We start from the raw sequence: 17,143 nt of genomic DNA on the forward strand, positions 1-17,143 counted from the left end.
GGGCTGCAGCGCGCTTACCGGGGGGGCCCCCCCCCTACCTCCCCCGGTCCCGGGGGCTCCGCCCCCTGGACCCCCGGCCTATGCCCACCCACCACCCGACTCGGTAAGCCCCCAGGGGCGCGGGGAACTGCGCGACGAGCCACCCACCCAGCCGCACCCGGCGCGTGTGAAGGGGGGCCGCCCCCTTTATCTCCCGCCCAGGGGGCGCCGCCCCCTGGACCCCCGGCCTATGCCCACCCACCACCCGACTCGGTAAGCAACAAGTCAAGGACCACCCGATCCCACCCAGGGGCGCGGGGAACTGCGCGACCGGCCGCCCACGGGCCCGCGTCCGGCCGCCCCTCGCGGGTACTCGTACCCCATGGCGACAGAAGACGCCTACACGGCGGAGCCCTTCGTGCCGGACCGCGGTGGCCTTTCCGCCCTGCGCAATGCGGCCGCCAACTGCCGGGGCTGCCCGCTGCACCGTGACGCCACGCAGACCGTCTTCGGCGACGGGAGCGCCGACGCCCGGGTGATGCTCGTCGGGGAGCAGCCCGGTGATCAGGAGGATCGGCAGGGCAAGCCGTTCGTCGGCCCCGGGGGCCGTGTGCTCCAGCGGGCGCTCCCGGAAGCCGGCCTGGACCCCGCGGACGCGTACTTCACCAACGCGGTCAAGCACTTCAAGTTCACCCAGTCCGAGCCCCGTAAGCGCCGCATCCACAAGGCCCCCACCCTGCGCGAGGTGGCCGCATGCGCGCCCTGGCTCGCCGCCGAGCTCGCCGTCGTCGAGCCGGAGCTGATCGTCCTGCTCGGCGCGATCGCGGGAAAGGCGCTGCTCGGCTCCTCGTTCCGGGTCACGCAGGTGCGCGGCACGGTGCTGGAGGAGGAGATCCACGGGCGCCCCGAGCGGCTGGTGCCCACGGTGCATCCCTCCGCGGTGCTGCGGGCGGACGACCGCGAGGCGGCGTACCGGGGACTGCTGGCCGACCTGAAAGTAGCTGCGCAAGCGCTCAAGTAATGGGTAGCATTCGCTCATGCCCCTTACCTTTACGCTCGATCCCGCGGTCACCCCCGCACTGCGCGACGGCATCCTCGACCTGTGGACCGATGTCAGCAACGCGGGCGGGGCGGTCGGCTTCGTGCCGCCGGTGACGCGGGAAGAGATCCGTCCCGAGCTGGTGCGGCAGTTCGCGTCCATGGCGGAGGGGCGCTCCCGTCTCCTCGTCGGGCGCGACGACGAGGGCCGGGTGGCCGCGACGGCGTTCCTCACCCTCAACACCCACCATCTGATGACCCACTGGATCTGGCTCTACACGGTGATGGTCCACCCCCGTCACCAAGGCGAAGGCCACGGCCGTGACCTGATGGCCGCCGCCGAGCAGGCCGCCCGCACCCTCGACGGCGTGGAGGCGATACGGCTCGCCTGCCGCGGCGGCCTCGGGCTGGAGCGGTTCTACGCCTCCTGCGGCTACAAGGAGGTCGGCCGGGTCCCGGACGCTATCCGCGTGGCCCCCGGCGACGACCGGGACGACGTGATCATGCTGCTGCCGCTGACCTGAGGCCCGTACCCCGCTGAAAGATCCCCTGCCGGTCGTGCTTCACTGGACGTCGTCCCTTTGGGACGTATCTGACCGTACGCACGGAAGAGTGGATGAGATGCTCCGCTACACGCTGATGCGCCTCGGGATCTTCGTGGGCTGCCTCGTGGTCGTCTGGGGCCTCGTCTACTCCGGTCTCGCCCCGCGCGGCCTGGGCGACTCCAACGGCCTGTGGATCGTGCTGCTCGCGCTGGTGTTCTCGGCCCCGATCAGCTTCGTGGTGCTCCGCAAGGAGCGGGACCGGGCCTCCGAGCGGCTCGTGCAGCGGGTGAACCGTGCCAAGGCCGGCCTCCAGGCCAACCGCACCATGGAGGACACGGCCGACGACACCGCCCGCTCGCAGGGGCAGGCGCAGGGCCAGACCTCGTAACGTCCGTCACACCCGCGCACCGCACGTCCGCGCCCCGGTTTCCAAACCTCTGGAAACCCGGGGCGCTTTGCGATGTAAGGATGCTTTCGACTCCACGCCTGTCAAAGTAAGGCTTTGAGGATCTCAAAGCTAGGGTGTTAAGGTATCCGGGTGAAGTCAGCAGCCGTGTTCCCCACGCCCCGGAGTGTTCCGCTCGTGGCGCGCCTGCATGTGGACCTCTGCCGGATCACCGCCGCGAACTGTCGTCCCTGACCGACCCTTCGCCGCATCGAGTCCGGCATCCCGCGTCCCGCATCCACGTCACCTTCCTCACGCGTCCCCCGCGGACGGATCACTACGGAGCATGTCCGTGTCCACGAACACGCAGTTCAAGCTGCCCCTACGCGCGCCCTTCTGGGCCCAGATACTCGCCGGCCTCGTCCTGGGCGTCCTGCTCGGCTGGCTCGCCCGCAGCCAGGACGTCTCCTGGCTGGTCACCACCCTGGAGAAGGTCGGCGGCACCTTCATCGGCCTGCTGAAGCTCGCCGTCGCCCCGCTCGTCTTCTTCGCGATCCTGGTCTCCATCACCAACCTGCGGAAGGTCAACAACGCGGCCCGGCTGGCCTCGCGGACCCTCCTCTGGTTCATGATCACGTCGCTGATCGCGGTGGCGATCGGCCTGGTCATCGGCCTGGTCACCAACCCGGGCGCCGGAACCGGCCTCACCCCGGCGGACGGCGCCGCACCGGAGAAGTCCGGCTCCTGGATCGACTTCCTGACCGGCATCGTGCCGACCGACGTCATCACGCCGTTCACCGAGCTGAACGTCCTGCAGATCGTCTTCATGGCCGCCGTCGCCGGTATCGCCGCCCTCCAGCTCGGCGAGAAGGCCCAGCCGATCCTCACCCTGAGCGAGTCCGTCCTCGAACTCCTCCAGAAGGCCCTGTGGTGGGTCATCCGCCTCGCCCCGCTCGGCACCGCCGGCCTCATCGGCAACGCCATCGCCACCTACGGCTGGGACCTGATCGGCAAGTACGCCACCTTCACCGCCGACATCTACGTCGGCTGCCTGATCGTCCTCTTCGGCGTCTACCCGGCGCTGCTGGCGACCGTCGCCAAGGCCGGCCCGGTGCAGTTCTTCAAGGGCGCCTGGCCCGCCATCCAGCTGGCCTTCGTCTCCCGCTCCTCCGTCGGCACCATGCCGCTGACCCAGAAGGTCACCGAGCGCCTCGGCGTGCCCAAGGAGTACGCGAGCTTCGCCGTCCCGTTCGGCGCCACGACGAAGATGGACGGCTGCGCCGCGATCTACCCGGCCATCGCCGCGATCTTCGTCGCCCAGATCTTCGACGTCCAGCTCGGCGTCGGGGACTACCTGCTGATCGCGTTCGTCTCGGTCGTGGGCTCGGCCGCCACGGCCGGCCTCACCGGCGCGACGGTCATGCTGACCCTCACCCTCTCCACCCTCGGCCTCCCGATGGAGGGCGTGGGCCTGCTCCTCGCCATCGACCCGATCCTGGACATGATCCGCACCGCGACCAATGTCGCCGGGCAGGCCCTGATCCCGGTCATCGTCTCCGCGCGCGAGGGGCTGCTCGACCGCGAGGCGTACGACTCCGTCCACGCCTCCCCGGTCGACGACGTCCCGGCCGACGAGTCCCAGCGGGTCCCCGTGGCCGCCTGACCCTCCCGGATTCCGCACGAGGGGCGCTTCCTGCAATCACCGACCGGTGACCGTTGTGGGGAGCGCCCCCTAACCCTGTCCCCCGCATGGTGGGCAATCACCTGCACTTCGCCGCCTGTGGCGGACGCTGCCGCTGTGGCTCGGCATGATGCCGACGCCGGGCGAGCCGGAGTCCTACGGTGCGTCCGGTCTCGCCCACAGCGCCCTGGCCACCCCTTCCCATGTCGTGGCCGCGGTGCTGCTGCTGATCGGCTGCTGCGGTGGTGGCGTTCCTCGATCGTCGAGATCGAGCAGGGGACCAACGAGGTGCCGACCCGCCACGGCGCCATCACCTGAGCCCCGGACGCGGGCCGGCACCACCTGTGGCGTCCCTGGCCGCGGGTCGACCTCGGCGTCGGCACGGTGACGGAGACGGACCGGGCGGACGGCGGCGGCCACGACCTGCGGTAGCGGCGGACCGTACGCTGTGTTCCATGGGTGCCGTGAAGACGAAGCGGATGCCGCGTGCGGTCCGTGAACAGCAGATGCTGGACGCCGCCGTACGGACCTTCGGGCAGCGGGGGTACATGGCCGCGTCGATGGACGAGATCGCCGAACTGGCGGGCGTGTCCAAGCCGTTGGTGTACCTGTACCTGAACTCCAAGGAGGACCTGTTCACCGCGTGCATCCGGCGGGAGGCGAAGGCCCTGACCGAGGCGGTGCGCGCGGGTGCCCGGCCGGAGCTGCCCGCGGACCGCCAGCTCTGGTCGGGCCTGACGGCGTTCTTCACGCACACCGCGCGGCATCCTGACGGCTGGGCCGTGCTGCACCTTCAGGCGCGCACCCATGGCGAGGTGTTCGCCGCCGAGGTGGCCGCGATGCGTGCGGAGATCGTGGCGTTCGTGACGCAGCTGATCCTCGATGCCGCGCGCGAGGCCCATAGGGACCCGGACCTTCCCGAGCGTGAGGTGTCGGGGCTGGCGGAGGCCCTGGTGGGTGCCGCCGAGTCGCTCGCGGACTGGGCCAACGCCACCCCCGGTGTCACGGCGCGGCAGTCGGCGGCCACGTTGATGAACTTCGCCTGGGCGGGGCTGGGCGACCTGATGGCGGGGCACCGCTGGACCCCGCCCGAGGACGACACCCGTGCCGGCGGGGCTCAGGCCGGGCGGACCTCGCCGGTCAGGTGAACCCGGCCGCCGGTGCCGCGCAGTTCGAAGCGGGAGCCCCGTGCCGCGTAGGTGACCGTGCCCGGCAGGAGCACCGGTGCCCTGAAGTCGGCCCGTATGTGCGTCGCGTCCGGGGTGCCGTGGGCGGCGAGGCAGCGGGCGACGGTCCACATGCCGTGCGCGATGGCGCGGGGGAAGCCGAAGAGCCGGGCGGTGAGGGGGTGGAGGTGGATCGGGTTGCGGTCGCCGGACGCGGCGCCGTAGCGCCGGCCGACGTCCCCGGCGAGGCGCCACTCGTCGACGTCGGGCAGGGGCGCGGGGTCCTCGTGGGTGTCGTGGGGGTCCTGCACGGCCGCGGGGGCGGTGGTCCGGTGCCGGGCCAGGTAGGTGCTGTGTGACTCCCAGACGACATCGGCGCCGGCCCGCATCTCCGTGACGACGGTGGCCTGCGTTCCGCGCCGGTGGGGGGCCAGTCCGTCGACGTACACCGTCAGGCCGTAGGTGCCGGCGGACGGTGTCGCCCGGTGCCGGGTGATCCGTATCGATGTGTGGACGAGTCCGAGGAGCGGCAGGGGGAAGGCCCGCCGGCTCATCAGGCGCATGGCCAGCGGGAAGCCCAGGACGTGCGGATAGGTCACCGGCAGCGCGTCCTCGCCGGTCGGAAAGCCGCACACCCGTTCGTACGCGGTGAGCGGGGCGGGGTCGACGCGCAGGCCGGGCAGCACCAGCCGGGTGCGGGGGTGCGGGGCGTCGGGGTGGGGCCGCTTGAGGGGCGACAGCAGGGCGCCGCGGGTGAGGAGCGGCGCGAGGGCGGGGGGACGGGGGAGTTCGACGGTGGGTGCGGGTGCGGAGGTCATGGTGTGTCACGCTCCCAGCAGGCTCTGGCCGCAGACCCGTACGACCTGGCCGTTCACCGCGCCGGAGGCCGGGTGGGCGAGCCAGGCGGTGGTCTCGGCGACGTCGATGGGCAGTCCGCCCTGCGCGAGGGAGTTCATACGGCGTCCCGCCTCCCGGATGAGCAGCGGCACGGCGGCCGTCATCTTCGTCTCGATGAACCCGGGGGCGACCGCGTTCACGGTCACCCCGTGCCCGGCGAGCGCGTGCGGGGCGAGGGAGCGGACCAGCCCGGTGATTCCGGCCTTGCTCGCGGCGTAGTTGGTCTGGCCCGCGTTTCCGGCGATGCCCGCGATGGAGGCGGTGGCGACGATCCGCCCGCCGCGCTTCAGGGCTCCGGCGGCGAGGAGCGCGTCGGTCGTGCGCAGCACGCTCGCCAGGTTCACCTCCAGTACCGAACGCCAGCGGTCGGCGGGCATGTTGACCAGCCGACGGTCGCGGGTGATGCCCGCGTTGTGGACGAGTACGTCGAGGCCGTCGGGGAGGGCCCTGGCGATCCGGGGGCCCGCGCCGGCGGCGGTGATGTCGAGCGGGAGCGCGATGCCGCCCAGCCGGTCGGCGACACGGCGGGCGTCCTCTTCGGCCTGGGGGACGTCGAGGACCACCACCTTGGCGCCGTCCCGGGCCAGTGTCTCGGCGACCGCCTCGCCGATGCCGCGGGCGGCGCCGGTCACCAGGGCGGTGCGGCCGGCCAGGGGGCGGTCGGAGTCGTGGGAGGCGTGCGGGGCGGCGGTTTCGTGGGCGCCGACCTCGATCACCTGGCCGCTGACGTAGGCCGACTTGGGGGAGAGCAGGAAGCAGAGGGTGGATGCGGCGGCGCGGGCGTCGGTGAGGCGGACCAGGTTCACGGTCCTGCCCCCGCCGGTCTCCTTGGCCAGGGAGCGGGTGAAGCCCTCCAACGCCTGCTGGGCGGCGGCCTGATGGTGGTCGGCGGGGTCGAGCGGGGCGCCGAGCACCACGATGCGGCCGCTCGTGGCGACCGACCGTACGACGGGGTGCAGGGCCGCGTGCACCTCGGCGAGCCCCTCGACGTCCCGTATCCCGCTCGCGTCCAGGACGACGGCGGCGGGCCGGCCCGTGGTGTCGTACGGGGCGTGGCCGGTGCGGGCGAGTACGGGGGCGAGGTCGAGGCTGGACGTGCCCGCGGTGAGGTGGAGCAGACCGCCGTCCGGCACCGGCCGGTCGGCCGACCAGCGGAGCAGCGGCGCGGGCCGGGGGAGGCCGAGGCGGCGCGTCAGGAAGCGGCCGGGGGCGGTGCCGGCGAAGCTCAGATAGCGGTCGGCCATGGGGTCTCCGTAAGTGGTCTCGCTGTGCTTACTCTGGAGTAAGGTTACCGGAGGTAATCCTAGTCACCGGTGAGGAGCAGGTCGAGATGAGCACCCCGAAGCCGACTGCCGTCCGGCGCGTCGCGGTCATCGGCGGCAGCCGTGTCCCCTTTGCCCGCTCCGACGGCCCCTACGCCACCGCCTCCAACCAGGAGATGCTCACCGCCGCACTGGACGGCCTCGTCGAGCGCTACCACCTCCAGGAACCCGGCTCGGTGGGCGAGTTCGTCGCCGGAGCGGTGCTCAAGCACGCCCGGGACTTCAACCTCGCCCGCGAGACGGTCCTCGGCTCAGCCCTCGACGCCCGCACCCCCGCCTACGACATCCAGCAGGCATGCGGCACCGGACTCCAGGCCGTCATCGCCGCCGCCAACAAGATCGCCCTCTGCCAGACGGAGGCGGCGATCGCCGGCGGCGCCGACACCGCGAGCGACGCACCCCTCGGCGTCAACGACACCCTGCGGAAGGTGCTGCTGGAGGCGCGGCGCGCGAAGACCTTGGGCGCCCGCCTCAAGGCGCTGGCGAAGGTGCGCCCCGGCCACCTCGTCCCCGACACCCCGCGCAACGCCGAACCACGCACCGGCCTCTCCATGGGCGAGCACGCCGCGGTCACCGCCCGCGCCTGGGGCATCACCCGCGAGGCCCAGGACGAGCTCGCGGCCACCAGCCATCAGCGGCTGGCGGCCGCGTACGAACGTGGCCTGTTCCAGGACCTGGTGGTGCCCTTCCGGGGCCTGACCCGCGACCAGAACCTCCGCCCCGGCTCGACGGTGGAGAAACTCGCCGCCCTGAAGCCCGTCTTCGGCCTCGCCCACCCCGACCCGACCATGACGGCGGGCAACTCGACTCCGCTGACGGACGGTGCGGCACTGGTGCTGCTGGCAAGCGAGGAGTGGGCGCGGGAACGGGGGCTGGAACCGCTGGCGTATCTGACCGCGTACGAGACGGCCGCCGTGGACTTCGTGCACGGGGACGTCGCCGACGGCGAGGACGGCCTGCTGATGGCCCCCGCGTACGCGGTCCCGCGCATGCTGGAGCGGGCCGGTCTCGGCATGGCGGACTTCGACCTGGTCGAGGTCCACGAGGCGTTCGCCTCCCAGGTGCTGGCCACCCTGGCCGCCTGGGAGAAGCGAGGGCTGGCGCCCGTCGACCGCACCCGGCTGAACGTGGCCGGCTCGTCCCTGGCCACCGGTCACCCCTTCGCCGCGACGGGCGCCCGTATCGTCGCCACGCTGGCCACGCTCCTCGCCGAACGGGACGCCCCCGGCCGCGGACTGATCTCCGTCTGCGCGGCGGGCGGCCAGGGCGTGACGGCGATTCTGGAACGGCCCTGACCCGGCCAGGACGTCGTACGTGAGTGATACGTGAGTGACCCTCACGTAACCTTCGACATTGCACAGGCCCGGCCCCGGACCACCCCCGTACCGGCACAGAGCCCCCACGTCACCGCCGTACGATCCCCGCACCGCCCAGTGACAGTCCCCTTCACCGGTGAGCGCCTCGGCGTGCGAGGCACGTACGTCGTGGCATCAAGCAGACGCACTGCACGCCCAGGAGCCGCCCGTGTCCACCGCGCATTCCTCCGCAGCGCATTCCTCCGCCGCTCTCGACGACGACGTCTACGGAGCACCCGTCCTGGTCGAGCCCGACACCCGGCGGCTGGACGGAGTCGTACGGGAAGCGTCCGTACCGCCGTTCGCGAAGCCGGTGCGGCACGGTTCGCTCGCCGACCTGCCGTTCGACAACGCGAACGCGGAACCGGACGCGGTGGTGCTCAGCCGGAAGACGGCGGACGGCAGCTGGCGGGACGTGACGGCGGCGCGGTTCGCCGCCGAGGTGATCGCCGTCGCCAAGGGACTGATCGCCGAGGGGCTGATGCCGGGCGACCGGATCGCCGTCATGGCCCGCACCATCTACGAATGGACGGTCCTCGACTTCGCCGCCTGGGCGGCCGGACTGGTCACCGTCCCCATCTACCCCACCTCGTCCGTCTTCCAGGCCCGCTGGATCCTGCACGACTCCGGCGCGGTCGCCCTGATCACGGAAACCTCCGGCCAGGCCGCCGCGATCGGCCCCGAACTCCCGCACCTGCCCGATCTGCGGCGGGTGTGGGTCGTGGAGAAGGGCCACGTCGACGCCCTGGCGGAAGCGGGAGGGCATGTCCCCGACACCGAGGTGGAGGTGCGCCGGGGCATGTCGGTCCCCGACACCCTCGCCACCCTCGTCTACACCTCCGGCACCACCGGCCGCCCCAAGGGCTGCGCGCTCACCCACGGCAACTTCTTCGCCGAGGTGGACAACGCCATCGAGCTGCTCTACCCCATCTTCCGGGCCCGGACCAGTGAAGAGGCGTCCGTCCTGCTCTTCCTGCCGATGTCCCACGTCTTCGGCCGCATGGTCGCCGTCGCCTGTGTGCGCGCCCGGATACGCCTCGGCCACGCGCCGAGCCTGGCGCCCGAGGACCTGCTGCCGGACCTGGCGAGCTTCCGGCCCACCTGTCTGCTGACCATCCCGTACATGCTGGAGAAGGTCCTCAACACCGCCCGGGCGAAAGCGGAAGCGGGCGGACGGGCGTCGACCTTCGACCGCGCGGTGTCCGTGGCCCAGCGCTACGGCGAGGCCCTGGAGGCCCGGCAGACCGGCACCGGCCCCGGCCCGTCCCGCTCCCTGAAGGCGGCGCGCGCCCTCTACGACCCGCTGGTCTTCCGCAAGCTCCGCAACGCCATGGGCGGCCGGGTCCGCTACGCCATCTGCGGCGGATCCCCGCTCGGCCGCGGTCTCGGCGCGTTCTACGCCGGCGCGGGCATCGAGATCTTCGAGGGCTACGGTCTGACGGAGACCACGGGCGCGTCAACGATCACCCCTCCGCTGAAACCCCGCCTGGGCACCGTGGGCTGGCCGCTGCCCGGCACCCGGATCCGCATCGCGGCGGACGGCGAGATCCTGGTCGGGGGCGAGCATGTGCTGCGCGGCTACTGGGACGCGCAGGCGGGCGGGGTCGTCCCGGCCGCCCCGGACGGCTGGCTCCCCACGGGCGACCTCGGCGAGCTGGACGACGAGGGCTATCTGACCGTCACGGGCCGCAAGAAGGAGCTGATCATCACGGCCGGCGGCAAGAGCGTCGCCCCGGCACCGCTGGAAAGCTGGCTGCGCTCACACCCGCTGATCTCCCAGGTCATGGTGGTGGGCGACAACCGCCCGTACGTCTCGGCCCTGATCACCCTTGACCCCGACGGCATCACCCACTGGCGCCGGATGAACGGCAAGCACCCGGTCCCGGCGAAGCTCCTCGCCGACGACGAGGAGTTGCTGGCGATCCTCCAGCGGGCCATCGACGAGGCCAACAAGATGCTCTCCCGCCCGGAGTCCATCCGCCGCTTCACCATCCTCCCGGAGGACTTCACCGAGGAGGCGGGCCACCTCACCCCGTCGCTGAAGCTGCGGCGCGGGGAGATACTGCGGGACTTCGCGGAAGAGGTGGAGGCGCTGTACGGGGGGTAGGTCACTGTGGCGTGCGGGCGATGAGGAACGCGTGCGGTGTCGTCTCGTCCCGATCCGGTTCGGCGGCGCGCACCGTGCGCTGGACGATGCGGAAGCCCGCCTCCTCCAGCAGCGTGGCGATGCGTTCCGGTTGCAGCCGGCGGAAGTCGAGGGACACCGGGCGGCCGAAGGGGCGGTCGTGGCGGCGGGGTTCGTCACCACACTGGAACGCGAGCAGCAGATGGCCCCCGGGGGCCGGCACCCGACGGAACTCCGCGTATATCGGGGGCAGTTCGTGCTGCGGGGTGTGAATGGTGGAGTAGTAGGAGACCACGCCGTCGAGGGCGCCGTCGGGGAGGTCCAGCCGCTGCATCGAGCCCTGTTCGAAGCGCAGGCCGGGATTCTCCCGGCGGGCGATCGCGAGCATCGCTTCCGACAGGTCGAGGCCGAAGACGGAGAGGCCGAGGGAGGCGAGATGAGCGGTCACCCGGCCGGGCCCGCACCCCAGGTCGGCAACCCGGCCCCCCGAGCCGACCAGTTCGGCGAATCCGGCCAGCTGCGCCCGGTCCAGGGGCATCGCGGCCAGGGCGTCGTGGAACAGGGCGGCGTAGTCCTCGGCGATGGCGTCGTAGAAGGTACGGGTGGCGACTGTGTGGTCGGCGTCGGCAGCGGTCATGGGCGGTGACCTTACCGGCGGCCACTGACACCCATGGAACCCGCCGAACGCATGTGGACAGACGAGCTCGCTACGCCGTCGGGGTGGAAGCGGGGGGCGTGCGCGCCTCCGGGCCGCACATTCCGGGGACGGTGGAACACATCGTGGTCAGCGCCGGACGGGTGAAGGCGGGACCCGGAGAGGAGAGCGCGGAACTGCGCCCGGGGGACTACATGTCGTATCGCGCAAATGTTCCGCTGGTTCCGCCCGCGTACGAGGCATTCGAGCCCGGCACGCAATTCGTGATGATCCTGCAGCACATTCGAGACGCGTACGAGAGAAATGCGCCCGGAATTCAACCAGGGCGCCGTGTCACGGAAAAGGCAGGAGCCCCGTTCGCCTGACGGCGTGGGGCTCCTTGGGTACTGCTAGTCGTTCCCGGATCGGAGGATCAGACCGGGGTGACGTTCTCCGCCTGCGGGCCCTTCGGACCCTGCGTGACGTCGAAGGACACCTGCTGGTTCTCCTCGAGGGAGCGGAAACCGCTCGCGTTGATCGCGGAGTAGTGGACGAAGACGTCGGGGCCGCCGCCTTCCTGGGCGATGAAACCAAAGCCCTTTTCGGCGTTGAACCACTTCACGGTTCCGGTAGCCATAAGCCCTCCTTGGGCTCAAAGGGTTGCCCTGCTCCAGAACCAGCAAGTGTGAAGACCATTCCGCACAACTGCATCCGTCTGAGAACGACGAGAGCCCGCGGTTACATGCTCCGCAGGCTCTGTACTGCAAGGGAAACCAAACTGCAACTTGCGTCGAGCCTAGCACGAGGGCCCCGGAATGCAAGAGAGGGCAAGATCACGTCACCCGAATGTTTGCATGCCCGTCCGTCACACCCGGCGGTTCGTTCAAAGCCGTACGAGGGGGCGCAAGCCCCGCCGCTTCGTGCGAGGGCTAGCCTCACGATGTGGACAATCCTCGCACCCGGCCGCGCGTCGGCCACATCCAGTTCCTGAACTGCCTGCCCCTGTACTGGGGGCTCGCGAGAACGGGCACGCTCCTCGACTTCGAGCTGACGAAGGACACCCCTGAGAAGCTCAGCGAGCAGCTGGTGCAGGGCGACCTCGACATCGGGCCCATCACCCTGGTCGAGTACCTCAAGCACGCGGACCGGCTCGTCGCCTTCCCCGACATCGCCGTCGGCTGCGACGGCCCGGTGATGTCCTGCGTGATCGTCTCGCAGCTCCCGCTGGACCGGCTCGACGGTGCCCGGGTCGCCCTCGGGTCGACCTCCCGTACCTCCGTACGGCTGGCCCAGCTCCTCCTCGCCGAGCGGTACGGCGTACGGCCCGACTACTACACCTGCCCGCCCGACCTGAGCCTGATGATGCAGGAGGCCGAGGCCGCCGTCCTGATCGGTGACGCGGCCCTGCGCGCCAACATGCTCGACGGGCCCCGTTACGGACTCGACGTGCACGATCTGGGCGCGCTGTGGAAGCAGTGGACGGGCCTGCCGTTCGTCTTCGCGGTGTGGGCGGCCCGGCGCGATTACGCCGAACGCGAGCCGATGATCACCCGCAAGGTGCACGAGGCGTTCCTCGCCTCCCGCAACCTCTCCCTGGAGGAGGTCGCCAAGGTCGCCGAGCAGGCGGCCCGCTGGGAGGCCTTCGACGAGCAGACCCTGGCCCAGTACTTCACCACCCTCGACTTCAGGTTCGGCGCGCCGCAGCTGGAGGCGGTCGCGGAGTTCGCCCGCCGGGTGGGACCGACGACCGGGTTCCCCGCGGACGTCAGGGTGGATCTGCTGCAGCCGTGAGGCCGACGGCCCGGCCCACTACCCTGCTGGAAGGTTCCGGCGTACGGGCGTGACGGGGGAGGGGTGGACGCCATGCGGCCGCTCGAAACGGACGAGCCCACGGTCGTGGGGCCCTACCGGCTGCTCGGCCGGCTGGGCTCCGGCGGCATGGGCCGGGTCTATCTGGGCCGCAGTGCCGGGGGCCGTACCGTCGCGGTGAAGATCGTGCACCCGCACTTCGCGCTGGACGAGGAGTTCCGCGCCCGGTTCCGCCGCGAGATCGACGCCGCGCGCCGGGTCGGCGGCGCCTGGACGGCGTCCGTCCTGGACGCCGACCCCGAGGCCCGGGTGCCGTGGGTCGCCACCGCCTACGCGGCCGGCCCCTCCCTCGCGGCGGCGGTCACCGACGCCGGCCCCCTGCCCGCCCACACCGTACGGACCCTGGGCGCGGGCCTGGCCGAGGCGCTGACGGCGGTGCACGAACTGGGCCTGGTGCACCGGGACGTGAAGCCGTCCAACGTGCTCCTCACCCTGGACGGCCCCCTGCTGATCGACTTCGGCATCGCCCGCGCCATGGACGGCACGGCCTCCCTGACCTCCACCGGCGTCTCGATCGGCTCCCCCGGCTATATGTCGCCCGAGCAGATCCTCGGCAAGGGCGTGACGGGCGCGGCGGACGTCTTCTCCCTGGGCGCCGTCCTGGCGTACGCGGCGACCGGCCGGCCGCCCTTCCCCGGCGACTCCTCGGCGGCGCTGCTGTACAAGGTCGTGCACGAACCGCCCGAGCTGGGCGAGTGGGACGGCGACGTACGAGAGCTGACCGAGGCCTGCCTGGACAAGGACCCGACCGCTCGTCCGGCCCCGGCCGAGGTGGCCCGCCGTCTCGCCCCCGAGGGCGGTGCGGCCCGCCTGGTCGCGGGCGGGTGGCTGCCCGGGCCCCTGGTGGAACAGGTCAGCCGGAGCGCGGTGCGGCTGCTGAACCTGGAGGCGGCGGGGGACGGGCCGTCGGGCCCGGTGGGATTCAGCAGGCCGTCGGTGGGCGAGGCGCCGGAGGACGGTCCTCCGGGGGCCGGCGGCCCGTCGGTCGCGGGGGCGGCGGGCGGCGGCTACGGCGGCCCGCCGCACGCCCACACCCCGGCAGCGGCGGCGACCGGAACCTTCGGCCCGCCACCGGTGACGCCGGAACCGGAGGGGCCGAACGCCTCCGGCATCCCGGGACCACGCGCCACACCGCCCGGCGGTCACGCGACGCCGGGGGCCGGTTCGCACTTGACACCGTCCGGCGGGCACGCGACCCCGGGCGCCGGTCCGCACCCCACGCCGGGCGCCGACGCGCGCGCGGCGCCGGGTGCGCAGGTGGCCGAGACCTCGTATGCGCAGGAGGCCGCGGGCTCGTACGCGCAGGGAGTCATGGCCTCCTCCGGGAACACGCCCCCGACCGTGTACGGGCACGGGCCCGCGGACTCGGTCCCGACGTCCCACCCGCCGACCCAGCCCTCGGCACAGCACCGCCCCGGCAAGCTCTCCGTCTCCGTCGCGGCCACCGCCTCCCCCGGGGCCGGCGGCAAGGGCCGGCGCGTGAGCTGCACGGTCGCCCTCGCCGTCGCGGGCGCGCTGGCGGCCGTGACCGTCGGTTCGGTGCTCGTGCTCGACATGTTGCCGGGCACGGGCAACTCGTCCGGCGGCGACGCGGGTTCCGAAGGCGGGGCCCAGGAGCCGCCTGGCACCGTCCTCGCCGGCTACCTCGGCACCTGGGAGGGGCAGGCGAGCTCCCGCGAGTCCATCGCCATTCCCCTCGGCACGTTCCGCGTGACGCTCAAGGAGGCGAAGGTGGGCGAGCAGGTGGGCACCCTGCGGCACACGGACATCTTCGGCGGCGTCTGCGACGACGTCCTGACCCTGAAGCAGGTCACGAAGAAGCAGCTCGTCACGACCTCCGTCGGCGCCAAGTCCAACCGTGACGTCTGCAACCAGGCCGCCCACACCGTCCGTCTCACCCCGGTCGGCGACGACCTAGTCTACGAGTCGGACAGCAAACCCTCCGGCCGCCCGAAGGCCCGGTTGTCGAAGGTCGGTTAGAGCTCACGAGCCGGACGGGGCGGCCTCGTGGAGCCGTACCGTGGCGGCGATCTTCCGTACGACGGAGTCCGGCACCTCGTCGGTCACGCCGTTGGCCCCGAGGAATGACCACCAAAGCAGGTCGCCTTCGGTGTTCTCGAAAGCGAAGGTCAGTGCCTTGCCGTGTCCTGCACGGTCCCGGACTCCGCCGGCCGGCGGCGTCAGCGCGTTTCACGGCTGGGGCTGGCGGTACGGGTTCGCCTGCTGTCCGGCCGACGGCTGCTCTCCTGGCCACATGCACCGCAACGAAACGGTGCCCGAGGTCAGCGCCGGGCAGCGGTGCGGCACCGGCTCACGCGGTTCCGAGCCCGTTCCCGCTGCCCGACTTGAGCCCTTCGACGAAGGCGTCGAACGTGGCAGCCGGGAAGGAGAGGGGACCGTGGGCGGGGCGCTTGGAGTCGCGTATGGCGACTCGGTTTCGCACTGGCGCCATCTCCACGCAGGTGTTGCCGTCGCCGCCGCCCGAGAACGAGGACTTCCGCCAGTGCAGGGGCTCGGTCATGGCACGACTCACAATTCCTTCGTCAACTGGTGGATGAAGTCCAGCGAAGCTGCGGGGTCCAGCGACGCCTTCTCCACTTTACGGAACAGCGTTCGAAGTTGATTCAGCTGAGGTTCTGCGTCGATGAAGGCGGTCCCGGTGGGGAAGTCACGGAGCACGGTGTCCAGTTGGGGCACGGGGCCACATGCGTGCATCATCGAGGCGTCGGCACCGGCGAAGCCGTCCTGGTCGGTGGGGATGACGCGCACCACCGCATGACCGTCCTCGATCTGCGTGAGGATCTGGCGGAGCTGCGCCTGGGCCACCCGGCGGTCGGCCACGCGGACCCGGAGTGCGAACTCGTGGATGATCGTCTCATACGGTGTCGGGGTGTCACCCTCGATCACGGTTCGCCGTCGCATCCGGTGTTCCACACGAGGAGCGAGTTCGGTCTCGGGCAGGCCCGGCATCATGTAGGTGTACACGGCGCGGGCGTAGTCGGCGGTCTGAAGCAGCCCGGGAACGTGCGTGACCACGATCTCGCGCAGGGCAGTGGCATGGTGCTCGACCTCGGCGGTGTCCAGGAACACCGGAGGTAGTACTCCCCGGTAATCCTCCCACCATCCACGCGTGCGGTCGGTGGCCATCGCGACGAGCGCGTCGATCAACCCCTCATCCGTGCAGGCGTAGTGAGCGGCGAGGCGACGTACGCGCTTTTCGCTCACCCCGGCGACGCCGGACTCGATCTGGCTCATCTGTACGGAGTCGGCGCCGAGCAGGTCCGCGACCTCTTTCGACTTCATGCCCATCGCCTCGCGCAGTTTGCGCAGTTCAGTGCCCAACCGCACCCTGCGGGCCGTGAGGTGTCTCTTCGGCGGCAATCCATGCCTCCTGGTTTCAAGTGCGCGGCTCACGTACCTCGTTCGAGTTCAGAGTACGGCAGACGCTTGTAGTTTCCTAAAGTTAGGAAATACCGTCGGTGATGTTCCGCACACGATGCGGAACGGTGTCGGAAGTGCACCGTTTCGCCATGCCTGTCGAAGCGGCGTTGCCACCGGTCGACATCCCTTTTCCTAGTGGAGCTCACTCATGCCCGAAACCGGTACCGAAGAGACCGCCGGCTCCTGGGAGTACACCTTGTCCATCCCCAACGACGCCCGCGCCGTGACCATCTGTCGCCGCACACTGCGGCTCATCCTCACGATGCACGGCCTGATCGGCCTCGTCGACACCGCCGAACTGCTGGCGACCGAGCTGGTCGCCAACTCCGTACGGCACACGAAGGGGCCGGCGGCGCTGCGCGTGCGCTGGGCCGGCGGCGTGCTGCGGATCGGCGCGTGGGACACGGACCCGGAACCCCCCGAGCCGCCGGGGCGCTGGGAGCAGCTCGCCGAGGCGGAGGAGGGACGGGGGCTGGCCCTGGTGCGGGCCTGCGCGGACCTGTGGGGCTGGCAGCCTCACGCGAGGGGCGGCAGCCAGGGCAAATATGTGTGGTGCGACCTCGTCGCGGCCTGACGCATTGATCACACCGACCCAGGCCCGGCTTCCGGGCCCGCTTCCGCCACGAGGCTGCACGTCCTACGGTGTGACGGAGGGGACCGGCCGGGGGACTGTGACAGTCCCCCGCCACGCTCAGCCGGCGCGGGA

Annotated in this window: 18 protein-coding genes; 12 read left to right on the forward strand and 6 right to left on the reverse strand. The window is 71.5% G+C overall.

Features of this window, described 5'->3' with window-relative positions; genetic code table 11:
- Positions 1-361 precede the first annotated feature (361 nt).
- From AB0L56_RS00005 to AB0L56_RS00030, 6 genes are all read left to right on the forward strand, one after another.
- Positions 362-1,000 (forward strand): UdgX family uracil-DNA binding protein, encoded by a 639-nt coding sequence (locus tag AB0L56_RS00005; RefSeq protein ID WP_365417186.1) that lies wholly within the window; start codon positions 362-364, stop codon positions 998-1,000.
- Between the two features lie 16 nt (positions 1,001-1,016).
- Complete coding sequence (locus tag AB0L56_RS00010) at positions 1,017-1,541, forward strand: GNAT family N-acetyltransferase (protein WP_361030999.1); 525 nt, start codon at positions 1,017-1,019, stop codon at positions 1,539-1,541.
- 97 nt (positions 1,542-1,638) lie between these two features.
- Positions 1,639-1,950 carry a DUF4229 domain-containing protein gene (locus AB0L56_RS00015; protein WP_361031364.1) on the forward strand — a complete coding sequence of 104 codons (312 nt, stop codon included), beginning with the start codon at positions 1,639-1,641 and terminating at the stop codon, positions 1,948-1,950.
- Between the two features lie 165 nt (positions 1,951-2,115).
- The gene (locus AB0L56_RS00020) at positions 2,116-2,202 is read left to right on the forward strand and encodes a putative leader peptide (protein ID WP_361031367.1); all 87 of its coding nucleotides are present in this window, start codon (positions 2,116-2,118) and stop codon (positions 2,200-2,202) included.
- A gap of 91 nt (positions 2,203-2,293) precedes the next feature.
- Positions 2,294-3,610, forward strand: a complete 1,317-nt coding sequence (locus AB0L56_RS00025; RefSeq protein WP_365417190.1) for a dicarboxylate/amino acid:cation symporter — start codon at positions 2,294-2,296, stop codon at positions 3,608-3,610.
- Between the two features lie 473 nt (positions 3,611-4,083).
- Complete coding sequence (locus AB0L56_RS00030) at positions 4,084-4,776, forward strand: TetR/AcrR family transcriptional regulator (protein WP_361031005.1); 693 nt, start codon at positions 4,084-4,086, stop codon at positions 4,774-4,776.
- Here AB0L56_RS00030 and AB0L56_RS00035 read toward each other — a convergent pair.
- Together AB0L56_RS00035 and AB0L56_RS00040 are read right to left on the reverse strand one after the other, a co-directional pair.
- A complete protein-coding gene (locus tag AB0L56_RS00035; RefSeq protein WP_365417193.1) occupies positions 4,746-5,612 on the reverse strand; it encodes a MaoC/PaaZ C-terminal domain-containing protein in 867 nt (288 codons plus the stop codon). The two genes, AB0L56_RS00030 and AB0L56_RS00035, sit on opposite strands and share 31 nt — an antisense overlap.
- A 6-nt stretch (positions 5,613-5,618) precedes the next feature.
- Complete coding sequence (locus AB0L56_RS00040; RefSeq protein ID WP_365417196.1) at positions 5,619-6,935, reverse strand: 3-oxoacyl-ACP reductase; 1,317 nt, start codon at positions 6,933-6,935, stop codon at positions 5,619-5,621.
- An 86-nt stretch (positions 6,936-7,021) separates the two neighbouring features.
- On the opposite strand from AB0L56_RS00040, the gene AB0L56_RS00045 reads away from it, so the two are divergent.
- Both AB0L56_RS00045 and AB0L56_RS00050 read left to right on the forward strand, forming a co-directional pair.
- Positions 7,022-8,308: an acetyl-CoA C-acetyltransferase gene (locus AB0L56_RS00045; protein ID WP_365417199.1), complete on the forward strand. Its 1,287-nt coding sequence runs from the start codon at positions 7,022-7,024 to the stop codon at positions 8,306-8,308.
- Between the two features lie 229 nt (positions 8,309-8,537).
- The gene (locus AB0L56_RS00050; protein WP_365417201.1) at positions 8,538-10,475 is read left to right on the forward strand and encodes a long-chain fatty acid--CoA ligase; all 1,938 of its coding nucleotides are present in this window, start codon (positions 8,538-8,540) and stop codon (positions 10,473-10,475) included.
- 1 nt (position 10,476) lies between these two features.
- Here AB0L56_RS00050 and AB0L56_RS00055 read toward each other — a convergent pair whose 3' ends face one another.
- Positions 10,477-11,130 carry a class I SAM-dependent methyltransferase gene (locus AB0L56_RS00055; protein ID WP_365417204.1) on the reverse strand — a complete coding sequence of 218 codons (654 nt, stop codon included), beginning with the start codon at positions 11,128-11,130 and terminating at the stop codon, positions 10,477-10,479.
- A gap of 131 nt (positions 11,131-11,261) precedes the next feature.
- Here AB0L56_RS00055 and AB0L56_RS00060 point away from each other — a divergent pair, with 131 nt between their 5' ends.
- The gene (locus AB0L56_RS00060; RefSeq protein ID WP_365417206.1) at positions 11,262-11,513 is read left to right on the forward strand and encodes a hypothetical protein; all 252 of its coding nucleotides are present in this window, start codon (positions 11,262-11,264) and stop codon (positions 11,511-11,513) included.
- A 47-nt stretch (positions 11,514-11,560) separates the two neighbouring features.
- On the opposite strand, the gene AB0L56_RS00065 is transcribed toward AB0L56_RS00060, so the two are convergent.
- Complete coding sequence (locus tag AB0L56_RS00065) at positions 11,561-11,764, reverse strand: cold-shock protein (RefSeq protein ID WP_003992177.1); 204 nt, start codon at positions 11,762-11,764, stop codon at positions 11,561-11,563.
- Between the two features lie 305 nt (positions 11,765-12,069).
- Here AB0L56_RS00065 and AB0L56_RS00070 point away from each other — a divergent pair, with 305 nt between their 5' ends.
- Together AB0L56_RS00070 and AB0L56_RS00075 are read left to right on the forward strand one after the other, a co-directional pair.
- A complete protein-coding gene (locus tag AB0L56_RS00070) occupies positions 12,070-12,918 on the forward strand; it encodes a menaquinone biosynthesis protein (RefSeq protein WP_361031023.1) in 849 nt (282 codons plus the stop codon).
- Positions 12,919-12,990: 72 nt separating this feature from the next.
- Positions 12,991-14,976, forward strand: a complete 1,986-nt coding sequence (locus AB0L56_RS00075; protein ID WP_365417209.1) for a protein kinase — start codon at positions 12,991-12,993, stop codon at positions 14,974-14,976.
- 331 nt (positions 14,977-15,307) lie between these two features.
- Here AB0L56_RS00075 and AB0L56_RS00080 read toward each other — a convergent pair whose 3' ends face one another.
- Positions 15,308-15,517: a DUF397 domain-containing protein gene (locus AB0L56_RS00080; protein ID WP_365417212.1), complete on the reverse strand. Its 210-nt coding sequence runs from the start codon at positions 15,515-15,517 to the stop codon at positions 15,308-15,310.
- Positions 15,518-15,525: 8 nt separating this feature from the next.
- Positions 15,526-16,377, reverse strand: coding sequence for a helix-turn-helix transcriptional regulator (locus AB0L56_RS00085; protein WP_365417215.1), 852 nt, complete (start codon positions 16,375-16,377; stop codon positions 15,526-15,528).
- A 208-nt stretch (positions 16,378-16,585) separates the two neighbouring features.
- Here AB0L56_RS00085 and AB0L56_RS00090 point away from each other — a divergent pair, with 208 nt between their 5' ends.
- Complete coding sequence (locus tag AB0L56_RS00090; protein ID WP_365417219.1) at positions 16,586-17,011, forward strand: ATP-binding protein; 426 nt, start codon at positions 16,586-16,588, stop codon at positions 17,009-17,011.
- Positions 17,012-17,143: the final 132 nt, after the last annotated feature.

The sequence above is a fragment of the Streptomyces sp. NPDC052079 genome (assembly GCF_040680275.1).
Classification (GTDB): Bacteria; Actinomycetota; Actinomycetes; order Streptomycetales; family Streptomycetaceae; genus Streptomyces.

What these genes read in the sequence shown, in the direction of transcription:
- AB0L56_RS00010 (WP_361030999.1), top strand. Translation starts at nt 1,017, where the DNA reads ATGCCCCTTACCTTTACGCTCGATCCCGCGGTCACCCCCGCACTGCGC.
- AB0L56_RS00040 (WP_365417196.1), bottom strand. Translation starts at nt 6,935, where the DNA reads ATGGCCGACCGCTATCTGAGCTTCGCCGGCACCGCCCCCGGCCGCTTC.
- AB0L56_RS00090 (WP_365417219.1), top strand. Translation starts at nt 16,586, where the DNA reads ATGCCCGAAACCGGTACCGAAGAGACCGCCGGCTCCTGGGAGTACACC.
- AB0L56_RS00055 (WP_365417204.1), bottom strand. Translation starts at nt 11,130, where the DNA reads ATGACCGCTGCCGACGCCGACCACACAGTCGCCACCCGTACCTTCTAC.
- AB0L56_RS00065 (WP_003992177.1), bottom strand. Translation starts at nt 11,764, where the DNA reads ATGGCTACCGGAACCGTGAAGTGGTTCAACGCCGAAAAGGGCTTTGGT.
- AB0L56_RS00045 (WP_365417199.1), top strand. Translation starts at nt 7,022, where the DNA reads ATGAGCACCCCGAAGCCGACTGCCGTCCGGCGCGTCGCGGTCATCGGC.
- AB0L56_RS00080 (WP_365417212.1), bottom strand. Translation starts at nt 15,517, where the DNA reads ATGACCGAGCCCCTGCACTGGCGGAAGTCCTCGTTCTCGGGCGGCGGC.
- AB0L56_RS00005 (WP_365417186.1), top strand. Translation starts at nt 362, where the DNA reads ATGGCGACAGAAGACGCCTACACGGCGGAGCCCTTCGTGCCGGACCGC.
- AB0L56_RS00030 (WP_361031005.1), top strand. Translation starts at nt 4,084, where the DNA reads ATGGGTGCCGTGAAGACGAAGCGGATGCCGCGTGCGGTCCGTGAACAG.
- AB0L56_RS00025 (WP_365417190.1), top strand. Translation starts at nt 2,294, where the DNA reads ATGTCCGTGTCCACGAACACGCAGTTCAAGCTGCCCCTACGCGCGCCC.
- AB0L56_RS00015 (WP_361031364.1), top strand. Translation starts at nt 1,639, where the DNA reads ATGCTCCGCTACACGCTGATGCGCCTCGGGATCTTCGTGGGCTGCCTC.
- AB0L56_RS00075 (WP_365417209.1), top strand. Translation starts at nt 12,991, where the DNA reads ATGCGGCCGCTCGAAACGGACGAGCCCACGGTCGTGGGGCCCTACCGG.
- AB0L56_RS00035 (WP_365417193.1), bottom strand. Translation starts at nt 5,612, where the DNA reads ATGACCTCCGCACCCGCACCCACCGTCGAACTCCCCCGTCCCCCCGCC.